Source organism: Pseudomonas glycinae, assembly GCF_001594225.2.
Taxonomy (GTDB): domain Bacteria; phylum Pseudomonadota; class Gammaproteobacteria; order Pseudomonadales; family Pseudomonadaceae; genus Aquipseudomonas; species Aquipseudomonas glycinae.
Genome location: NZ_CP014205.2, coordinates 5064740 through 5083570 on the forward strand (window position 1 = coordinate 5064740; position 18831 = coordinate 5083570).

Sequence of the window (18831 nt, forward strand, 5' to 3'; positions counted from 1 at the left end):
AAGCTCCTTGCTCCTTTGGTAAGAGGTGAATCTTTGGCGTCCTTCGGGACGCCTTTTTTTACGCCCGAAAAAAAGCCCGACTCACTGCACATGAACCGGGCGCTTCAGCCGGGATTAGCGTCAGCCACCCTGCTGACGACAATTCCCCATCACGTTGTAAGTGACCGTATTGAGCTGCCCCTTGGAGTCCTCATAAGTCATCGCAGCCGGCACCACAGCGCATTCATTCTTTGGCCGGACAACGCTGACCACCTTCTTCACATCCAGCTTCATTCCGTACTCGTATGCCTTGACCACCGGCGCCGCTTTGCCCTGACTGGCCGCGTACTGCTCCATGGCTTTTGCATTGGCGCTGAGCGCCCGGTCAAACGTTCTGTCGCCACCGCCTTCGGCCAGCGCATTCACGGACATGGCCATGACACTGGTGAACGCCATCCACTTGAGAAGCTTCATATCCATCTCCTTCAAAACAAACTCATAAAAAAGCCCACCATCGATGCGCGATGACGGGCTCATTCACTGGCAGCACGCTTACAGGTCTTGGGTCTTGTCGTCCTTCTTGTCATTCACGACGACCGGATCACGGGCCTTTTCCTTTGCGGCAAAAACTTCCATCGAGCGGCCATTGGCAGCCATCATTTTTTCGAAAGTGCGGTCGCCGCCACCTTCGGCCAACACCAGGGAAGACATCATCAGAGCCACGGCAAACGCGCCAATCTGTGCAAGTTTCATCATTGATTCCTCATTCAAGTCACTGACGGGATCAAGGTAACAATCCGAACCTTTCGTGACGGTGGCGCCGAAATTACATATCCGTTATGTAGAAAGGCCCGCATTGGCGGGCCTGTTGTTGAGGCAAAAGTGACTAGGCAGCCGTAGACGCTTCCTCGTCCCGACGATGCGCCAGCTGATACAACGCCGGCAGAATCAGCAACGTGAGAATGGTCGAGGACAGGATCCCGCCAATCACCACAGTCGCCAGCGGGCGCTGCACCTCGGCACCGGTGCCGGTCGCCAGGGCCATCGGAATGAAGCCCAGGGACGCCACCAACGCCGTCATCAGCACCGGGCGCAATCGCGTCAGCGCACCTTCGTGAATCGCCTCGGCAAGCGAACGCCCGTCCTCCCGCAAGTTGCGAATGAACGCGATCATCACCAGCCCGTTGAGCACCGCCACACCGGACAGCGCGATAAACCCGACACCCGCCGAGATCGACAGCGGAATGTCCCGCAGCCACAACGCCATGACCCCGCCAGTCAGCGCAAACGGAATCCCGGTGAACACCAGCAAGCCGTCCTTGAGGTTGTTGAACATCATGAACAGCAACCCGAACACCAGCAGCAACGCCACCGGCACCACGATCTGCAAGCGCTTGGCCGCCGATTGCAGTTGCTCGAACTGCCCGCCCCAGGTGGTCCAGTAACCTGCCGGCACCTGCACGTCGCGCTCGATCGCATCGCCCGCCTCGGCGACAAAAGAACCGATGTCGCGCCCACGCACGTTGGCGCTGACGATCACCAGGCGCTTGCCGTTCTCACGGCTGACTTGATTCGGCCCCAGCACCAGATCGAGGCTGGCAACGTCCTTCAGCGCAATGAAGCCGATCTGACTGGAAGCATCGCCACCTGCCGCCGGCACCGGAATCAACAGTGCCGACAACCCGTCGATGTCCTTGCGCATGGCGTCGGACAAGCGCACCAACATGTCGAATCGACGATCACCTTCGTACAGCGTCCCGGCCTTCTGTCCACCGACGGCCACCGCAATGGTGTCCTGCACATCGCCGACGTTGAGCCCGTAACGCGCGGCCTTGTCGCGGTCGATATTGATGGTCAGCACCGGCAGACCGCTGGTTTGCTCGACCTTGACCTCGGACGCGCCGTTGACCTTCTGCATCGCGACGGCAATCTTCGCCGCCGTGGCGTTGAGCACGTCCATGTCATCACCGAACACCTTGACCGCCACGTCGCTACGCACGCCGGAAATCAGTTCGTTGAAGCGCAACTGGATCGGCTGCGACAGTTCATAGTTACTGCCCGGCAGCGTTGCCGCGGCCTGTTGCAGTTCGGCCATCAGGGTTTCGCGAGACTTGCCCGGGTCCGGCCATTGCTCCTTCGGTTTGAGCATCACGTAGCTGTCGGAGATGTTCGGCGGCATCGGGTCAGAGGCGATTTCCGCAGTGCCGGTGCGGGCGAACACGCGCTCAACCTCGGGCACTTTGGCCAGGATCAACGTTTCCAGCCGCTGCTGCATGTCCACCGATTGCGTCAGGCTGGTGCCCGGCACGCGCAGCGCCTGCAAGGCAAAATCGCCCTCGCTGAGACTCGGCACAAACTCGCTGCCCATGCGGCTGGTGACCACGCCACTGAGCACAATCACAGCCAACGCCGCCCCCACGGCAACAGAACGATGCGACATCACCCAGTTCAGCGTCGGCGCATAAACGCGACGCGCGCCGCGCATCACCACGCCCTCTTCTTCCTTGACCTTGCCGGTCACGAACAGCGCAATCGCCGCCGGCACAAAGGTCACGGACAAGAGCATGGCGCCAAGCAACGCGATGACTACGGTAAACGCCATCGGGTGGAACATTTTCCCCTCGACGCCACTCAGGGCGAAGATCGGCAGGTACACCACCATGATGATCAACTGGCCGAAAATCAGCGGTCGCCGCGCCTCTTTCGCTGCCGCAAACACTTCATGGAAACGTTCGGATCGCGTCAACAGCCGTCCGTGATGCTGCTGCGCATGGGCCAGTCGTCGCAGGGTGTTTTCGACGATCACCACCGCGCCGTCGACGATGATGCCGAAGTCCAGCGCGCCGAGGCTCATCAGATTGGCGCTGACCTTGTTGCTGAACATGCCGGTGAAGGTGAACAGCATCGACAGCGGAATCACCATCGCCGTGATCAGCGCAGCGCGAATGTTGCCGAGGAACAGAAACAGGATAGCGATCACCAGAATCGCGCCTTCGACGAGGTTTTTCTTCACCGTGGCGATGGCTTTGTCGACCAGATGCGTGCGGTCGTACACCGGCACCGCGATCACGCCGGCGGGCAACGACTTGTTGATCTGTTCGAGCTTGGCGGCGACGGCCTGGGAAACCGTGCGGCTGTTTTCACCGATCAACATGAACACCGTGCCGAGCACCACTTCACGTCCATTTTCCGTGGCGGCGCCGCTGCGCAGTTCGCGGCCGATGTCCACGGAGGCGACGTTCTTGATCCGGATCGGCGTGCCGTCGACGTTGGCCATGACGATGTTGGCGATGTCTTCGGTGCTCGCTACCTGGCCCGGTGCGCGAATCAGCAATTGCTCGCCGCTGCGCTCGATGTACCCGGCGCCAACGTTGGCGTTGTTGCGCTCCAGCGCCGTCACCAGATCGGTGAGGGTCAGTTTGTAGGCCGCGAGTTTTTTCGGATCGGGCGCGATCTGATATTCCTTGGCAAAACCGCCGATGGTGTTGATCTCCGCCACGCCGGGGACGTTGCGCAGTTGCGGCTTGATGATCCAGTCCTGAATCACCCGCAAGTCGGTCGGCGTGTAGGGCGTGCCGTCCTCTTTCAGCGCGCCTTCCTTGGTCTCGACCGTCCATAAGAAGATCTCGCCGAGCCCGGTGGAAATCGGCCCCATCACCGCTTCCACGCCCTCGGGCAACTGCTCCTTGGCGGACTGCAATCGTTCGTTGACCAATTGCCGGGCGAAGAACAGATCGGTGCCGTCCTTGAAGATCACCGTGACCTGGGACAAGCCCGAGCGCGACAGCGAGCGGGTTTGCTCCAGCGCGGGCAGGCCGGCCATCGCGGTCTCAATCGGAAAGGTGATGCGCTGCTCGGTTTCCAGCGGCGAGAACCCGGCCGCGCCGGTGTTGATCTGCACCTGGACGTTGGTGATATCGGGCACGGCGTCGATCGGCAGTTTCTGATAGCTGGCGATGCCGAGGCCGGCCATGAGCAGAACGGCGAGCAGCACGATGATGCGCTGCTCGATGGCAAACTGGATCAGGCGTTCGAACATGGGAGTCTTCCGCGATTAATGACTGTGCTCGGCCGAGGCTTTGCCCAGCTCCGATTTGAGGACGAAGCTGCCGGCACTGGCGACTTGCACGCCCGGTTCCAGTCCGGCGATGACTTCAACCTGGCCTGCCGCGCGACTGCCCAGCTCCACGGCTTGCGCCTTGAAGCCGTCGTCGGTGCGCACAAACACCGTGGGCTTGTCCTCGACGGTCTGGATTGCGGTTTCCGGTACGGCGACTTTGGCCTGGCGGCTGTCGGTAGCGACCAGCGCGGTGACAAACAGGCCCGGGCGCCAGGAGCCTTGCGGGTTTTCCAGGGTGACGCGCACGGTCGCGGTACGGGTCTGTTCGCCGAGCAGGCTGCCGACGTAGGCCACGGTGCCGCTGACTTCGGCGTTCAACTCCGCCGCGCTGACGGTGACGGGTTTGCCCACTTGCACCTTGTTCAGGTCCTTGGGCGAAACGCCGAACGTGACCCACACCCGCGACAGATCCGAGAGTGTGAACGCTGCCGTTGTTTCGTCGACCACCTCCCCTGGTGTCAGGTGTTTTTCCACCACCACGCCATCGAACGGCGCGCGCAGTTCATAGCGATTGCCACCGGTGGCAACCACGCTGCCACTGAGCACGCTGATCTTTTGCCGGGCATTGCTCACCGCAATCTCGGCTTCTTCCAGAGCCTGGCGCGCCTGGAGAAAATCCTGCTCGGCGGAGATCTTGTCCTGCCACAGTTTCCTCTCGCGCTCGAACGTCGTGCGGGCCAGGGCCAGACGGCGTTGCGCGGCTGCCTGCTCGCTGCGCTGATCGGAGATCTGCTGACTGGCGATCACGGCCAGCAACTGGCCTTTCTTCACCGACTGTCCGAGGTTGACCGACACCGACTCGACCACGCCCGGCACACGCGGCACCACATGCGCGGTGCGGTCTTCGTCGAAGCGCACTTCGCCGGGGAACGACAGACCAAGGCTGAAGTTCTGCGCCTGGGCGGCGGCCAGTTGAATCCCCGCCGCCGCGATCTGCTCGGCCGTCAATTCGATGTGCCCTTCTTCGTCGTGCCCGCCGTCAGCGGCGGAGCCTTCTTCGGCATGGTCGGCGTGTTCCGCCGCTTCATCGGCATGCGCATCGACAGACGCATTGCCGCTCCACATCGAGCCGATGCCAATGCCCAGCGCCAAGGTCGCCGCAGCAACCACGATCAGTTTTTTGTCCATGCAAACTCCTCTGCGCCAAACCATCGCGCAGTAATCAGAACGTTGAAATTCAAGGGTTGGCGCTGAGGTCGCCGAAGATGCGTTCGATGCGGACCCGGGCGTCGGTCGCCTCGCTCACCGCCTGGATGTATTGGCTGCGAGCGGCGATCAATGTGCGCTGAGCATCGAGCACGTCGAGGAAGCCGAACTTGCCCATTTCGAAACCGCGGGTGGCGCTGTCCACCGCACTTTGCGCGGCGGGCAGGATGGTTCGGTCGAATGCCTGGATTTCGCCGTTGGCGGTCTGCCATTGCGCGAGCGTGGTCTGGATTTCCGTGCGCAAGCGCAGTTCGGTGGCGTTGCGCAGGTCCCGCGCCTGATCGGTACGCCGCGCCGCCGCCAGCACGTTGCCCTGATTGCGGTTGAACAGCGGAATCGGCATCGACAGCCCGACCACGTTGACCCGCTCGCGCTCGGTTTCGCTGTACTGGCTGCCGATGCTGACGGTGAGATCGGGAATCCGCTGGGACTTTTCCAACCCCAGCGACGCTTCCCGCTGGTCGATCTGCAACCTGGCCAGCCGCAGCTCCGCTGTTTCGTTCAGACGCTCAAGCAAACGGGTGGACGGCGGTACGCTGGACAGACTTTGAGTTGCGGTCTGCACCGTGGTCGAGGTCGGCAACGGTGCGCCCATGACCTGGGCCAATTGCTGGTACGCATTGGCCTGATCACGCTCGGCGCGGCTCAATTCCAGGCGCACTTCCGAAAGCTGCACTTGCGCCCGCGTGCCTTCCACCGGCGACGACTTGCCCGCCTCTATCCGCCCCTGCGCCACACGCAAACCGTGCTCGGCGAGTTGCAGCGACTGCCGGGCCAGTTGCAAACGTTGCTGCGCGGTCTGCGCGCCGTTGAACGCTTGAAGCACGTCGGCGCGCAGTGCGTTGCGCTTGCGCTCCAGTTCGATGCCGGCGGCATCCTGCGCACGACTCGCCACATCAATCCGCGCGCCGCGCTTGCCGCCCAGCTCGATCGGCTGGCTGAGCATCACCGTGGTGGTGCGTGATTCACGCCGGGTGTCTTCGGCCTCCCACGACACCTCGGGGTTGGGGATCAGCCCGGCCTGCTTGCGGTCACCGTCGGCAATGCCGATTTCCCACTGCGCGGCGGCCAGCTCCGGGTTGCTGGCGAAGGCGGTTTGCAACGCCTGATCCAGCGTCAAAGTCGATGCACTGGCAAGGCTGGTACAAGCCAGCAACAACAGGCCGCTGGCGGTTTTTTTCAGGCGTGATCGCGCCGTCAGTTCAATTAAACCGGGCAATGGAAGGCTTCCTTCAATCAAGAATCGTTGATGGCGCCACGGTAGGGTTTTGAACTTATCGACAAGGTGACGTGAACATTACAAATCCGTTATCCACGGCTTATCGAAGTTGTTTTGCTCTAGGATTCGAAGTTCTAATGAGTTTGTTGCAATAGATAGAAACAAATGCGCGTTAGTTATCCGCCGAACAGCACTTGCCGAAATGGAAGTCATCAAAAACCGACCATTTCGCTGCGACAGGCTGTCGCGGATGGCCGATTTAAAGGGCTCATGCGTTGACTCTGTAGCCACTACAGCCTTTACCGTGCACGCCACTCAGTTCCAAAGTCCGTCAGGAAGTCCCTGTAAAAACTGCAACTTCCAGACTCACTTAGTTAAATACCCATTCATTAAAAGTGGTGAAACATCATGCGAATCCTTGTCGTCGAGGACGAGCTTAAAGCTGCCGAATACTTGCATCAGGGCCTGACCGAAAGTGGTTATATCGTTGATCACGCCATCAATGGCGCAGATGGTTTGCACCTGGCGCAACAACAGGTTTATGACCTGATCATCCTCGATGTGAACCTGCCGGAACTCGACGGCTGGAGCGTGCTGGAACAACTGCGTCGCACCCATTCCACGCGAGTGATGATGCTCACCGCACGCGGGCGGCTGGCGGACAAGATCCGGGGTCTGGATCTGGGCGCCGATGATTATCTGGTCAAGCCGTTCGAGTTTCCGGAACTGCTGGCGCGGGTGCGTACGTTGATGCGGCGCAGTGAAAACATCCCGGTGCCACAGGTGCTCAAGGTCGCCGATCTGGAACTTGATCCGGGCCGTCACCGGGCCTTTCGCGGCACCCAGCGCATCGACCTGACCACCAAGGAGTTCGCCCTGCTGCACCTGCTGATGCGCCAGTCCGGCGAAGTGCTGACCCGCACCCAGATCATCTCGCTGGTGTGGGACATGAATTTCGACTGCGACACCAACGTGGTCGAAGTTTCGATCCGTCGCTTGCGGGCGAAGATCGACGACCCGTTCGACAGCAAACTGATCCACACCCTGCGCGGCGTCGGCTATGTGCTGGAGGCGCGGGAATGAAGCCGGCAAGCCTGTCGCTGCGGCTGGGTCTGACGGTCAGCATTCTCGGCGCGCTGCTGGTGGTGTTCCTGGCGATCCTCGCGTATTTCGCCCTGACGCACGAGCTGAACGCGCTATCGCGCGACAGCCTGGAAAAGAAGCTGGAACAGGTCGAGCACAGCCTGACGCTGTACTTCGACACCGGCGAGATCAGCGCCAAGCCGCACATTCTGCTCGATCAGGTCATGGGGCACGACAACCTGACCCTGACTATTTATGACCTGAACAACCTGCGCACCCCGCTGCTCAAGTCCGGTTCGGGCCTGACCGATCCACGGGTTGAGTTAAAGGCGGTACGGGCGACGACCGATCAGTTGACCCATACCGACAGCGCCGATGCCGAAGGCGCGAAGTTTCTCACCGTCTCCAAGCTGATTCGCCTCAAGGACGGCAGCAGCGTACCGGTCCTGCTGTCGATGGATAACGCCCACGATCAGGCCTTGCTCAGCGCCTATTTGCGCTCGACGTTGATGGCTTTGCCGTTGCTGTTGGTGTTCATCGGCTTGACCGCCTGGGGCGCCGTGCAGCGAGGGCTGGCACCGTTACGAGAGTTTCGCAAAGTGGCGGCGCGAGTGACGACGCAGGATCTCGATCACCGGTTGTCGGTGCTGAACATGCCCCAGGAACTCAGCGAACTGGCGCAGGGCATCAACGTCATGCTCGATCGACTGGACAGCGGCGTGCAGCAGTTGTCGCAGTTCTCCGACGACCTGGCCCACGAACTGCGCACGCCGATCAACAACCTGATGGGCAAGGCCCAGGTGACGCTGTCGCGCGAGCGCTCGGTCGACGAATACACCAACGTTCTGGTGTCTTGCACCGAAGAGCTGGAGCGGGTCGCGCGGATTGTCTCGGACATGCTGTTCCTGGCCCAGGCCAGCCAGCCTGCGGCGCACGCCTCGTTTGAGCCGATTGCGCTGGAAGAAGAGGCGTCCAGGGTGGCCGAACTGTTTTCTCTGTCGGCGCAGGAAAAACAGATCGACCTGAAGGTCTTCGGCAGCGCTCAGGTGTCGGGCGACCGGCTGATGATTCAGCGAGCGATTTCCAATCTGCTGTCCAATGCCCTGCGCCACTGCCCGTCCGGCAAGACCGTTTCGCTGTTCATCGAACAGGCGCCGAACGAGGTGTCATTGCGGGTGAGCAATCCCGGTGCGGGCATCGAAGCGCAGCACCTGCCGTATCTGTTCGACCGTTTTTACCGGGTCGACAGCAGCCGCACCCGGTCACAGGGCAGTACCGGTCTGGGACTGGCCATCGTGCACTCGATCATGACCTTGCATCAAGGCTCTGCGCAGGTTCAAAGCCGACCGGGGGCGATGACGATATTCAGTCTGGTGTTTCCCGTGACGCACCCGGACCGGCACTGAACCTTCAAGCCGATTTGTGCGGTGTTTTCTCAAACCTCATGGGAAAAATCGCCGCACAAGTGCTGCATCCATCCCCGTAAATCCTTCAGCACGAATTTGCGTCGTCCCTGCGCTGAAATGTCTGACAGCGGCAAAAGACAGAACGCCTCAAACCGCTGATTCCTTTCGCGTGGCTCGCCCGTTGCAACGCAGTGCTGCCCCCTCAGAAACACGTCCTCGCGGCGTCAATTCACGCTTTATCAGTACGTATTTCGATACCGCCGAAAGCCGCGACTGGAAACGTCCGGACATTTTTGACCCCGCCGTCACCGCCCTTTTAGATTCGGCTCGTGCTTGCCACAGCACTCCCAAACGACAACCAAGGAGCAACATCATGGGCTACATGGGCAGCTGGAACGCCAACCAGATCGATGAACTTGAAGAGCAGGAAGCACCCTCGGCAGAGCAGATCGAAGCCCTGCAACTGACCGAAGAAGAACGGGCGGAACTCAACGCCGAGTGACAGACCCCGCGGGGGCCTTGCGCCATCGCGGGCTTTGCGGGAAGGGAATCATGGACAAGACAACGTTGGTCGAGCGAGAGCTCACGGCCGATCAGGCAGAACGGCGTATTCATACCGAAATTTCACGCCTGGGGCTCACACCGCACACCCGCACCCTAGGCAGCAAAGTGGTTGCCGTCCAGGCGAGTCTTCAGGGCAGCGACAACCGCCATGCCCGCGGCTTTGGCAAGGGCTATGCAGATCAGGCGCACCTGGGCGCGCTTTATGAAGCGCTTGAGCACTATTGGACGGATAAGCTCTGCACCTGCGATGTTCACGAAGAGACTGAACGCTATTTCAAAGACACGCCGATGTTTGCCGATGACTCGCTTCTGCAAAGGCTCACGTGCCAGCAGAACGTGCGCATCAGTTGCCGGACCTATGTCTGTCCGCCGTGGCATGACCGGTTTTCCTATCCGGTGGCGCTGACCTCGCCGAACGGCACACGCTTGCCCTCGTCACCGGGCATGGCGGACTGCCGCGCCGTACAGCGCTACGCCAGCAACAGCGGCACCGCGATTGGCGCCACTTACAACGAAGCGCTGCTGCACGCCGCCAACGAGTGCATCGAACGCGATGCCGTGTCGTTGTTTCTGCTCAACCATTTTTACTATCAGAACCATCCGCCACTGCGACGGGTGGCGCGTCTCACGGAAAAGGACGAACTCGGTCGTCTATGGACCGATGCCGAACAGGAAATCGACGGCGAAATCGTGCTGGTGGATATCAGTACCGAGTTCAAGGTGCGGACCTTTCTGGCCTTCACCACGAAGCCGGGCTCTAACCCACCGGTATTCGGCAGCGGCAGCTCTCTCGACCCACGCCATGCTGCGTGGCGGGCGCTCACTGAACTGGTGCAGTTGCAACTGAGTGCCGCCGAACCTGAATACCGCCAGACACTGGCCAATGCGCTGCGCAACCTGCAGCCCTTCCCGCGCCTGCTGCGCTGTGCGCAGTTCGATCCGCAGACGCTGCTGCATCGCTGCGTTCAACACGAAGTGAATCTGCCGGATTCCGCTAAAGACCTGTCGGTGGACAATCAACTGCACTTGCTGACCCAAGACCTGCGGATTCATGGCCGTACGCTCGGTGCCGCCGTCCTGCAGCGAACCGAGCTCGGCACGACCCTGCTCAACGTGGTGATCCCCGGACTGGAACGCTTCTTCGTGGTCTCCAGCGGTAACGTGGTCGTCCCGCAAGCCCGGGGCCGTACGCTGGAGAGGCCCGCCCCATGAACCGACCCGATCGCAACCGGGAGCTGACACTGGCCCGATCCATGCGCCTTTACCTCAACGAGAACGGCGCTGTTGGCCACTACTTCGAACCGCGAGGCAGCGGACTGCATCACATTTTTTTTCTGCGGGTGAACGATGAACTCTGGGTTGGCCGCAAGCTCCTGCAACGTGACCGGCATTTCCGATGGCAGACCGGCAGCGCGCTCAAACCCGGCATGTTGTTTGGCCCGCATCTGCATTCATTGTGGGGTGATGACGGGTTGTCGATCGGCTATCGGACCGCTTCCCCCGCAGACAAAGCGCAGTTCTTCGAGCACGCCTTGCATCAGGCTGACAGCGAGATCCTGTTTCCCTTTCCACTGCTGGATGAGACAGGCAGGGAAGCGGTCTGCCCCGCAGACTTCTGGCAATGCAACGCATCACTGGCCGAACAGCTGAACACTGACGAGCAGCACTTGCGCGAATACTGCGCCGGGCTGCTCCAGGCCATCACTGAAAAAGGCGCGCTGATTTACGACCCGGCCTGTTCGACCGGCGCGTTCATTGCCCACCTCGCCCGCGCCCTGCCCGACTGTCTGTGCCTGGGCAGTGATCGTTCGGCCTCGATGATCGAACACGCCAAGCGCTGGCACAGCGGGACATCCGTCGAGTTCGATGTGCTGGAGGCGAGTGAAGCTTTCGATTCCGGGATTCGCTGCGATGTCTTGATCCTGCGTTTCCTCAACGCCGAAGTCTTGACCCGTCGTGAGGCCCAAACCGCATTCGAGTCACTGATCCGCTGCATCAAGCCCGGCGGTACGATCCTCGTCTTCGGTCACACCCCGGTGCTGATTCCGGTCACCTGGCTTGCCTCCATCCACCACCTGAAACTTGAATCCAGTGTCGCGGCGCGGCCGGGGCAGGTCGAGCTGTTCCAGTTCTATCGTCTGACGGTTTCGGCGCCATGAGTTTTTCCCTGCACAGCCGAGGTTATTACCCGACCGGCGACGGCCATCAACTCTATTGGGAACGACATGGTGCTCCGGGACACGAACCCGTGTTTTTCCTCCATGGCGGCCCCGGCGGACGAATCAGTCGTCACCATCTGCAGTTCTTCGAACCGGGTCGGTTCGACATCATCCTGTTTGATCAACGGGGTTGCGGGCGCTCGACGCCTTACGGCGAGCTGCGGGACAACACTACCGGGCTGTGTGTCGAAGACATCGATGCCCTGCGCCAGCATTTCGGCTTCGAAAAAATCAGTGTGCTGGGCGTGTCATGGGGCAGCTGGCTGGCGATCCAGTACCAACAGCGTTACCCGCAGCACCTGCTGAAAAGCACACTGGTTTCGGTGTTCGTGCCGTTTGCCGCCAACGTCCGGGCATACGATCAGGCGCTCAATGACGGGTTGGCGCAATCAGCTCAAATGTCGCCCGGCCAACGCGCCAGCGACATCTACCGGATCCTCGGCGAAGGCTGTCCATCGCAGCAGCACCGCGCCGCCATCGAATGGTTGAACGCTGTTCTACGTCGCACAGGACAGACCATTTGCCCCGACACCCTGGAGCGTTTCGTCGATCAGGAAGCGGTGCTCGCGATCCGCCTCGAACTGCATTACCACCTGCAAAACTATTTCTTCACACCAAAGGACGAATACCTGACCCTCGACGACAACACCCTGCTGATCCAGGGCATCCGCGACACCCATGGCATGGCCAGCGTGCGCTGGCTCAGGCAACGCATGAACATCCACTGCCGACTGCTGCATGCCGGGCACAACGCCTTTGAAAATGCGATCCTCAAAGCAGTGCGTCGGGCGGTGAAACGTGAAATCGAAGGCTAAAAAAAACGGCACCCGAAGGTGCCGTTCCGTCCCGCAAAAAACCTTATTTGCGTGCCGCCTCCCACGACTTGAGCAGTTCGTTGTAGCTCACGGTTTCGCCTTTCGGCTTCTCGTTGGCCAGTTTCGGTTTTGGTGCGCCCGGCTGGTCGAACCAGTATTGCGCATCTCGCTCGGGGTTCATTTTCGGAGCGCACACCGCTTGGGCCTTGGAGCGTTCCAGACGGGTCATGATCGCGTCCTGATCCTTGGCCAGACCGTCGAGGGCCTGTTGCGGGGTCTTCTCGCCGCTGGCGGCCTCGGCGATGTGGCTCCACCACAGTTGTGCCAGGCGTGGATAATCCGGCACGTTGGTGCCGGTCGGGGTCCACTGCACACGGGCCGGGCTGCGGTAGAACTCGACCAGACCACCGAGTTTCGGCGCCAGGTCGGTCATCGCTTGCGAGTTGATGTCCGATTCACGAATCGGCGTCAGGCCGACGATGGTTTTCTTCAACGAAACCGTTTTCGAGGTCACGAACTGCGCGTACAGCCAGGCCGCGAGTTTCTGTTTCTCAGGCGTGGATTTCATGAAGGTCCACGAGCCCACGTCCTGATAACCGAGTTTCATCCCCTCTTCCCAGTACGGTCCGCGCGGCGACGGCGCCATGCGCCATTTCGGCGTGCCGTCGGCGTTGACCACCGGCAGGCCCGGTTTGGTCATGTCGGCGGTGAAGGCCGTGTACCAGAAGATCTGCTGGGCGATGTTGCCTTGGGATGGCACCGGGCCGGATTCGGAGAAGGTCATGCCCGCCGCTTCCGGTGGCGCGTACTTCTTCAGCCAGTCGACGTATTTGGTGGTGGCGAACACCGCCGCCGGGCCGTTGGTGTCGCCGCCGCGGGTCACGCTGGACCCGACCGGGTGGCAATCCTCGACGCGAATCCCCCACTCGTCCACCGGCAAACCGTTGGGAATGCCCTTGTCGCCGCCACCGGCCATGGAGAACCAGGCATCGGTGAAGCGCCAGCCCAGAGACGGGTCTTTCTTGCCGTAGTCCATATGCCCGTAGATGCGTTTGCCGTCGATTTCCTTGACGTCTTCGCTGAAGAACTTGGCGATGTCTTCATAGGCCGACCAGTTCACCGGTACGCCCAGTTCATAGCCGTACTTTTCCTTGAACTTGGCTTTCAGGTCGGCGCGCTCGAACCAGTCAGCGCGGAACCAGTACAGGTTGGCGAACTGCTGGTCGGGCAATTGATAGATCTTGCCGTCCGGCGCAGTGGTGAAGGAAATGCCGATGAAGTCCTTGATGTCGAGGGTTGGCGAGGTGAAGTTCTTGCCTTCGTTGGCCATCAGGTCGGTGATCGATTCGGTCTTGCCGTAGCGAAAGTGCGTACCGATCAGGTCCGAGTCGTTGACCCAGCCGTCGTAGATGTTCTTGTCCGACTGCATCACCGTCTGCATTTTTTCCACCACGTCGCCTTCCTGCAGCAGGTCGTGGGTCAGCTTGATGCCGGTGATTTCGCTGAAGGCCTTGGCCAGCACCTTGGATTCATATTCGTGGGTGGTCAGGGTTTCCGAAACCACCTTGATGTCCATCCCGCGAAACGGCTCGGCCGCCTTGATGAACCACTTCAGCTCTTCGAGCTGCTGATCTGCCGTCAGGGTCGACGGTTTGAACTCGCTGCCGATCCATTTTTTTGCGGCATCTTCGTAGGCGTCGGCCCAGGCGGACGCGCTCAAACCGCTGAGTGCCAGCATGGCTGCCAATGAAATGCTATGTCGCAGCTTATTTTTCTTATCGAACATAGAGACCTCCTGTTAGGTTTTCGGAGCACGATTGCCGAGCGATTCGACTAGCCCCAACGCATCACAGCCAACAGCCACACCAGGGACAACGCGGACGCTACCCAGATGCTCCAGTCGGTCACGCCGATTACCAGCAGATGCAGGTAGGCGCTGCCGAGAAGACCGATGAACAAGCGATCGCCACGGGTGGTGGCAATCGGCAGAAACCCTCGCCGCAAGATGCTCGGCGAGCGCAGTTCCCAGGTGGTCATGCCCACCAGGATCAACCCGATCACGATGAAAAACGCCGCCGTCGGGACGGTCCAGCTCATCCATTCCATCATCAGTTCCTCAGACCCGGCCCAGGGCAAAGCCCTTGGCCACGTGGTTGCGAACGAACCAGATCACCAGCATGCCGGGGAGAATAGTCAACACCCCCGCCGCCGCCAGTACGCCCCAGTCAATGCCGGACGCCGACACCGTGCGCGTCATCACCGCCGCGATCGGTTTGGCGTTCACCGAAGTCAGCGTGCGTGCCAGCAGCAGCTCGACCCAGGAAAACATGAAGCAGAAAAACGCCGTCACACCGATGCCGGAGCCGATCAGCGGTATGAAGATCTTCACGAAGAACTTGGGAAAACTGTAGCCGTCGATGTAGGCGGTTTCGTCGATTTCCTTCGGCACCCCGGACATGAAACCTTCGAGGATCCACACCGCCAGCGGCACGTTGAACAGGCAGTGCGCCAGCGCCACGGCGATGTGGGTGTCGAACAGGCCGATCGACGAATACAGCTGAAAGAACGGCAGCAGGAATACCGCTGGCGGCGCCATGCGGTTGGTCAGCAGCCAGAAGAACAGGTGCTTGTCGCCAAGAAAGCGGTAGCGCGAAAACGCGTAGGCCGCCGGCAGTGCCACGCTCAGGGAAATCACCGTGTTCAGACTGACGTAGTACAGCGAGTTGATATAGCCGGTGTACCAGCTCGGGTCGGTGAAGATCACCTTGTAGTTCGCCAGCGTGAAATCCTGTGGGAAAAGGGTCAGTCCGCCGAGGATTTCGGTGTTGCTCTTGAACGACATGTTCAGCAGCCAGTAGATCGGCACCAGCAGGAACAGGATGTAGAGCAGCAGGGGAATCAGCTTTCTTTTGCTCATGGCCGGGCCTCAGCGGTTGGCATCGTTGTGGGTCATGGCGGTGTAGAACAGCCAGGACACCAGCAGGATGATCAGGAAGTACACCAGCGAGAATGCCGCCGCCGGCCCCAGGTCGAATTGGCCTACGGCCATCTGGGTCAGGGTCTGACTCAGGAAGGTCGTCGAGTTACCCGGCCCGCCACCGGTGAGCACGAACGGCTCGGTGTAGATCATGAAGCTGTCCATGAAGCGCAGCATCACCGCGATCAGCAGCACGCTTTTCAACTTGGGCAACTGAATGTGCCGGAACACGGCCCAGGCCGAGGCCCGGTCGATGCGGGCGGCCTGGTAATACACATCGGGAATCGCCCGCAGCCCGGAGAAACACAATAGCGCCACCAGCGAAGTCCAGTGCCAGACGTCCATCACCAGCACAGTGACCCAGGCGTCCATGGTGTTGGCCGCGTAGTTGTAGCTGATGCCCATGGCGTTGAGGCTCGAACCCAGCAGACCGATGTCGGCGCGGCCGAAAATCTGCCAGATAGTGCCGACCACGTTCCATGGAATCAGCAGCGGGATCGCCAGCACGATCAGTACCACCGACGACCAGCGGCCCTTGGTCGGCATGGTCAGCGCAATGGCGATGCCGAGGGGGATTTCGATCAGCAGCACACACGCCGAGTAGATGAACTGGCGCAGCAACGAGTCGTGCAGACGCGGATCGAGCAGCACCTGCTTGTACCAGTCGGCACCGACGAAGTAGCGGCTGGACTGGTCGAAGATGTCCTGCACCGAATAATTGACCACAGTCATCATCGGGATCACCGCACTGAAGGCCACCAGCAGGAACACCGGCAACACCAGCCACCAGGCCTTGTTGTTCTGCACCTTGTTCATGGCTGTACCTCGCTGTCGGTGGCATCCAGCAGAAATTCGTCGGCATAGACCATCAGCCACTGCGCCGGAAAACTGATGTAGGCCGTGCCCTGCGGCACCGGTTTGTCCTCGGCCAGTCGCACTTTCAGCGGTGCGCCGTCCAGATCCAGGGTCATGATCTTGTAGGTGCCGAGGTCTTCGACGTGTACGACCCGCGCCTGCATCGCGTCATCGAACGGCTCGTCCCACACATGGATGAACTCGGGACGGATGCCGACCTTCAGATTTTTCCACTGGCCGTGTTCGATATGGCGCTGCAAGCCGTCCGACAGCGGCAGATGGGTCGAGTTGAAACCGACCCCGCCCGGTTGCGGCTGCACTTCGATCAGGTTCATCCCCGGGCTGCCGATGAAGTAGCCGACAAAGGTGTGGCTTGGCCGCTCGAACAATTCCCGTGGCGTGCCGAACTGGACGATCTGGCCGCCGTACATCACCGCGATCTTGTCGGCGAAGGTCGAAGCCTCCAGCTGATCGTGAGTGACGTAGACCATGGTGATGTTGAACTGCTCATGGATCTGCTTGAGCTTGCGCCGCAGTTTCCATTTCAGGTGCGGGTCGATCACTGTCAGCGGCTCGTCGAACAGGATCGCCGACACGTCATCGCGCACCAGACCACGGCCCATGGAGACTTTCTGTTTTTCGTCGGCGGTGAGGTTGCGCGCCTTTTTGCTCAGCAGGTTTTGCAGGTCGAGGACTTCGGCGATTTCCTGCACCTTGCTGTGCACTTTCGCCTCGGCCAGGCCCTGATTTCTCAAAGGAAAGGCCAGGTTGTCGAACACGGTCATGGTGTCGTACACCACCGGGAACTGGAACACCTGGGCGATGTTGCGCTTCTCCGGGGTCAGGTCGTTGACCGCTTTGCCGTCGAACAGCACATGACCCTGAGATGGGCTGAGCAGACCGGAAATGATGTTGAGCAAGGTCGACTTGCCGCAACCCGACGGACCGAGCAAGGCATAGGCGCCGCCCTGCTCCCAGATGTGGTCCATCTCGCGGATCGCGTAATCCTCGGGCCCGCTCGGGGTTTTGCTGTAGCTGTGGGCGAGGTGCTGCAAACGGATTTCGGCCATCAGGCAACCCTCGCGACACGCCGGCCCGGTGCCTGCACCAGACGGCCCTGCGCATCGAACACAAATAGTTTATGGGTCGGGATATAGATGCGGATCGGCGCATCGACGTCGTATTCGTGAACGCCGGGCAAATGCAGCACCAGCAGGAAATGCTCGTTGCGCACGTGGAGGAAGGTTTCCGAACCGCTGATTTCCGCCACCTCGACGGTCACCGCCAGTTCCAGGTCGTCGTCGTTGCTCGGCACCAGCGAGATATGACTCGGGCGCACGCCGAAACGGAACTCGCCCTCGCCCACCGGCCGCAGGTCGACGTTCAACGGGAAGTGCACGAAGTTGGCGAAACTCACTTCGTTGCCGGCGATGCGCCCCGGCATCAGGTTGATCGGTGGCTCGGAGAACAATTCAGCCGCCAGCACCGTTTGCGGCTGGTGATAGACCTCGGTCGACGGGCCGCTCTGGATCACCCGGCCTTCATGAAGAATGGTGGTGGTGCCGCCCAGCGCCAGCGCTTCATTGGGCTCGGTGGTTGCGTAGATGGCGATGGTATGGCGCGCCTTGAACAGCTCGCGCATTTCCTGGCGCAGTTCTTCGCGCAGTTTGTAGTCGAGGTTGACCAGCGGCTCGTCGAACAGAATCAGCTCGGCATCCTTGACCAGCGCCCGCGCCATCGCGGTGCGCTGCTGCTGGCCGCCAGACAGTTCCAGCGGATAGCGCTTCAGGAATTTCTCGATGCGCAGCATCTTCGCGGTTTCCTGCACCTTGCTCTGGATCTGCTCGTTGGAGATCCCGGCCTGGCGCAGCGGCGAGGCGATGTTCTCGAACACCGTCATGGTCGGGTAATTGATGAACTGCTGATAGACCATCGACACGTTGCGCAGACGCACCGGGCGCTGGGTGACGTCGACGCCGTTCATCAGGATGCGGCCGCTGTCGGGCTTGTCCAGACCGGCCATCAGACGCATCAGACTGGTCTTGCCGGACAGCGTGCGCCCGAGCAGAACGTTGAAGGATCCAGGTTCGAATTTCAGGCTCGCATCGTCGATCCAGGTCTGGCCCTCGACGGTGCGGCTGACGTGCTCCAGAGTGAGTGACATGGCTCGGCCTTTTTATTATTGGAGTCAAGCGACCTGTGCTGTAGAGCGACATTCGTGCCAGAAACGCCAAGCCTTTGATTTACCGTCGAATTCGCTGCAAGCCACGCAAACCGTGGTTCGTAGCTGAACATAAATGAACAGTTACGAATGAACAATTGAACAGTCGGGCGATTGACAATGAACAATCGTGAACAACACTCTATGGATGCTTTTTGGCACGGATC

The 18831-nt window shown here is 60.5% G+C and carries 17 protein-coding genes; 6 read left to right on the plus strand and 11 right to left on the minus strand.

What is annotated here, in order from left to right; genetic code table 11:
• Window positions 1–120 precede the first annotated feature (120 nt).
• The 5 genes from AWU82_RS23225 to AWU82_RS23245 form a co-directional block, all read right to left on the minus strand.
• On the minus strand, window positions 121–453 hold the full coding sequence (locus AWU82_RS23225) for a DUF2790 domain-containing protein (RefSeq protein ID WP_064380710.1): 333 nt from the start codon (window positions 451–453) through the stop codon (window positions 121–123).
• A 78-nt stretch (window positions 454–531) separates the two neighbouring features.
• Window positions 532–732 (minus strand): co-regulatory protein PtrA N-terminal domain-containing protein, encoded by a 201-nt coding sequence (locus tag AWU82_RS23230; RefSeq protein WP_041475587.1) that lies wholly within the window; start codon window positions 730–732, stop codon window positions 532–534.
• A 133-nt stretch (window positions 733–865) separates the two neighbouring features.
• Window positions 866–4018 (minus strand): CusA/CzcA family heavy metal efflux RND transporter, encoded by a 3153-nt coding sequence (locus AWU82_RS23235; protein ID WP_064380712.1) that lies wholly within the window; start codon window positions 4016–4018, stop codon window positions 866–868.
• Window positions 4019–4033: 15 nt separating this feature from the next.
• Window positions 4034–5227: an efflux RND transporter periplasmic adaptor subunit gene (locus AWU82_RS23240; RefSeq protein WP_064380715.1), complete on the minus strand. Its 1194-nt coding sequence runs from the start codon at window positions 5225–5227 to the stop codon at window positions 4034–4036.
• Window positions 5228–5276: 49 nt separating this feature from the next.
• The gene (locus AWU82_RS23245; RefSeq protein ID WP_064380718.1) at window positions 5277–6524 is read right to left on the minus strand and encodes a TolC family protein; all 1248 of its coding nucleotides are present in this window, start codon (window positions 6522–6524) and stop codon (window positions 5277–5279) included.
• Between the two features lie 408 nt (window positions 6525–6932).
• On the opposite strand from AWU82_RS23245, the gene AWU82_RS23250 reads away from it, so the two are divergent.
• The 6 genes from AWU82_RS23250 (at window position 6933) to AWU82_RS23270 (ending at window position 12611) form a co-directional block, all read left to right on the plus strand.
• Complete coding sequence (locus tag AWU82_RS23250; protein WP_064380720.1) at window positions 6933–7607, plus strand: heavy metal response regulator transcription factor; 675 nt, start codon at window positions 6933–6935, stop codon at window positions 7605–7607.
• Window positions 7604–9013 carry a heavy metal sensor histidine kinase gene (locus AWU82_RS23255; protein WP_064380721.1) on the plus strand — a complete coding sequence of 470 codons (1410 nt, stop codon included), beginning with the start codon at window positions 7604–7606 and terminating at the stop codon, window positions 9011–9013. The genes AWU82_RS23250 and AWU82_RS23255 overlap by 4 nt, the downstream gene beginning before the upstream one ends.
• A 373-nt stretch (window positions 9014–9386) precedes the next feature.
• The gene (locus AWU82_RS29355; protein ID WP_256576142.1) at window positions 9387–9515 is read left to right on the plus strand and encodes a hypothetical protein; all 129 of its coding nucleotides are present in this window, start codon (window positions 9387–9389) and stop codon (window positions 9513–9515) included.
• Window positions 9516–9565: 50 nt separating this feature from the next.
• The gene (locus tag AWU82_RS23260) at window positions 9566–10789 is read left to right on the plus strand and encodes a YcaO-like family protein (protein WP_064380723.1); all 1224 of its coding nucleotides are present in this window, start codon (window positions 9566–9568) and stop codon (window positions 10787–10789) included.
• Window positions 10786–11736, plus strand: coding sequence for a class I SAM-dependent methyltransferase (locus AWU82_RS23265; protein WP_064380725.1), 951 nt, complete (start codon window positions 10786–10788; stop codon window positions 11734–11736). The genes AWU82_RS23260 and AWU82_RS23265 overlap by 4 nt, the downstream gene beginning before the upstream one ends.
• Window positions 11733–12611 (plus strand): alpha/beta fold hydrolase, encoded by an 879-nt coding sequence (locus tag AWU82_RS23270; protein ID WP_064380727.1) that lies wholly within the window; start codon window positions 11733–11735, stop codon window positions 12609–12611. Before AWU82_RS23265 ends, AWU82_RS23270 begins: the two co-directional genes overlap by 4 nt.
• 43 nt (window positions 12612–12654) lie before the next feature.
• On the opposite strand, the gene AWU82_RS23275 is transcribed toward AWU82_RS23270, so the two are convergent.
• The 6 genes from AWU82_RS23275 to AWU82_RS23300 are packed head-to-tail and all read right to left on the minus strand — an operon-like array spanning window position 12655 to window position 18607.
• Complete coding sequence (locus AWU82_RS23275; RefSeq protein ID WP_064380728.1) at window positions 12655–14397, minus strand: ABC transporter substrate-binding protein; 1743 nt, start codon at window positions 14395–14397, stop codon at window positions 12655–12657.
• Between the two features lie 47 nt (window positions 14398–14444).
• On the minus strand, window positions 14445–14717 hold the full coding sequence (locus AWU82_RS23280; protein ID WP_039767461.1) for a DUF2160 domain-containing protein: 273 nt from the start codon (window positions 14715–14717) through the stop codon (window positions 14445–14447).
• A 10-nt stretch (window positions 14718–14727) separates the two neighbouring features.
• Window positions 14728–15528: a carbohydrate ABC transporter permease gene (locus AWU82_RS23285; RefSeq protein WP_064380730.1), complete on the minus strand. Its 801-nt coding sequence runs from the start codon at window positions 15526–15528 to the stop codon at window positions 14728–14730.
• Between the two features lie 9 nt (window positions 15529–15537).
• The gene (locus AWU82_RS23290; RefSeq protein ID WP_007951487.1) at window positions 15538–16404 is read right to left on the minus strand and encodes a carbohydrate ABC transporter permease; all 867 of its coding nucleotides are present in this window, start codon (window positions 16402–16404) and stop codon (window positions 15538–15540) included.
• The gene (locus AWU82_RS23295) at window positions 16401–17513 is read right to left on the minus strand and encodes an ABC transporter ATP-binding protein (protein ID WP_007951488.1); all 1113 of its coding nucleotides are present in this window, start codon (window positions 17511–17513) and stop codon (window positions 16401–16403) included. Before AWU82_RS23295 ends, AWU82_RS23290 begins: the two co-directional genes overlap by 4 nt.
• Window positions 17513–18607, minus strand: coding sequence for an ABC transporter ATP-binding protein (locus tag AWU82_RS23300; RefSeq protein ID WP_007951489.1), 1095 nt, complete (start codon window positions 18605–18607; stop codon window positions 17513–17515). Before AWU82_RS23300 ends, AWU82_RS23295 begins: the two co-directional genes overlap by 1 nt.
• Window positions 18608–18831 lie beyond the last annotated feature (224 nt).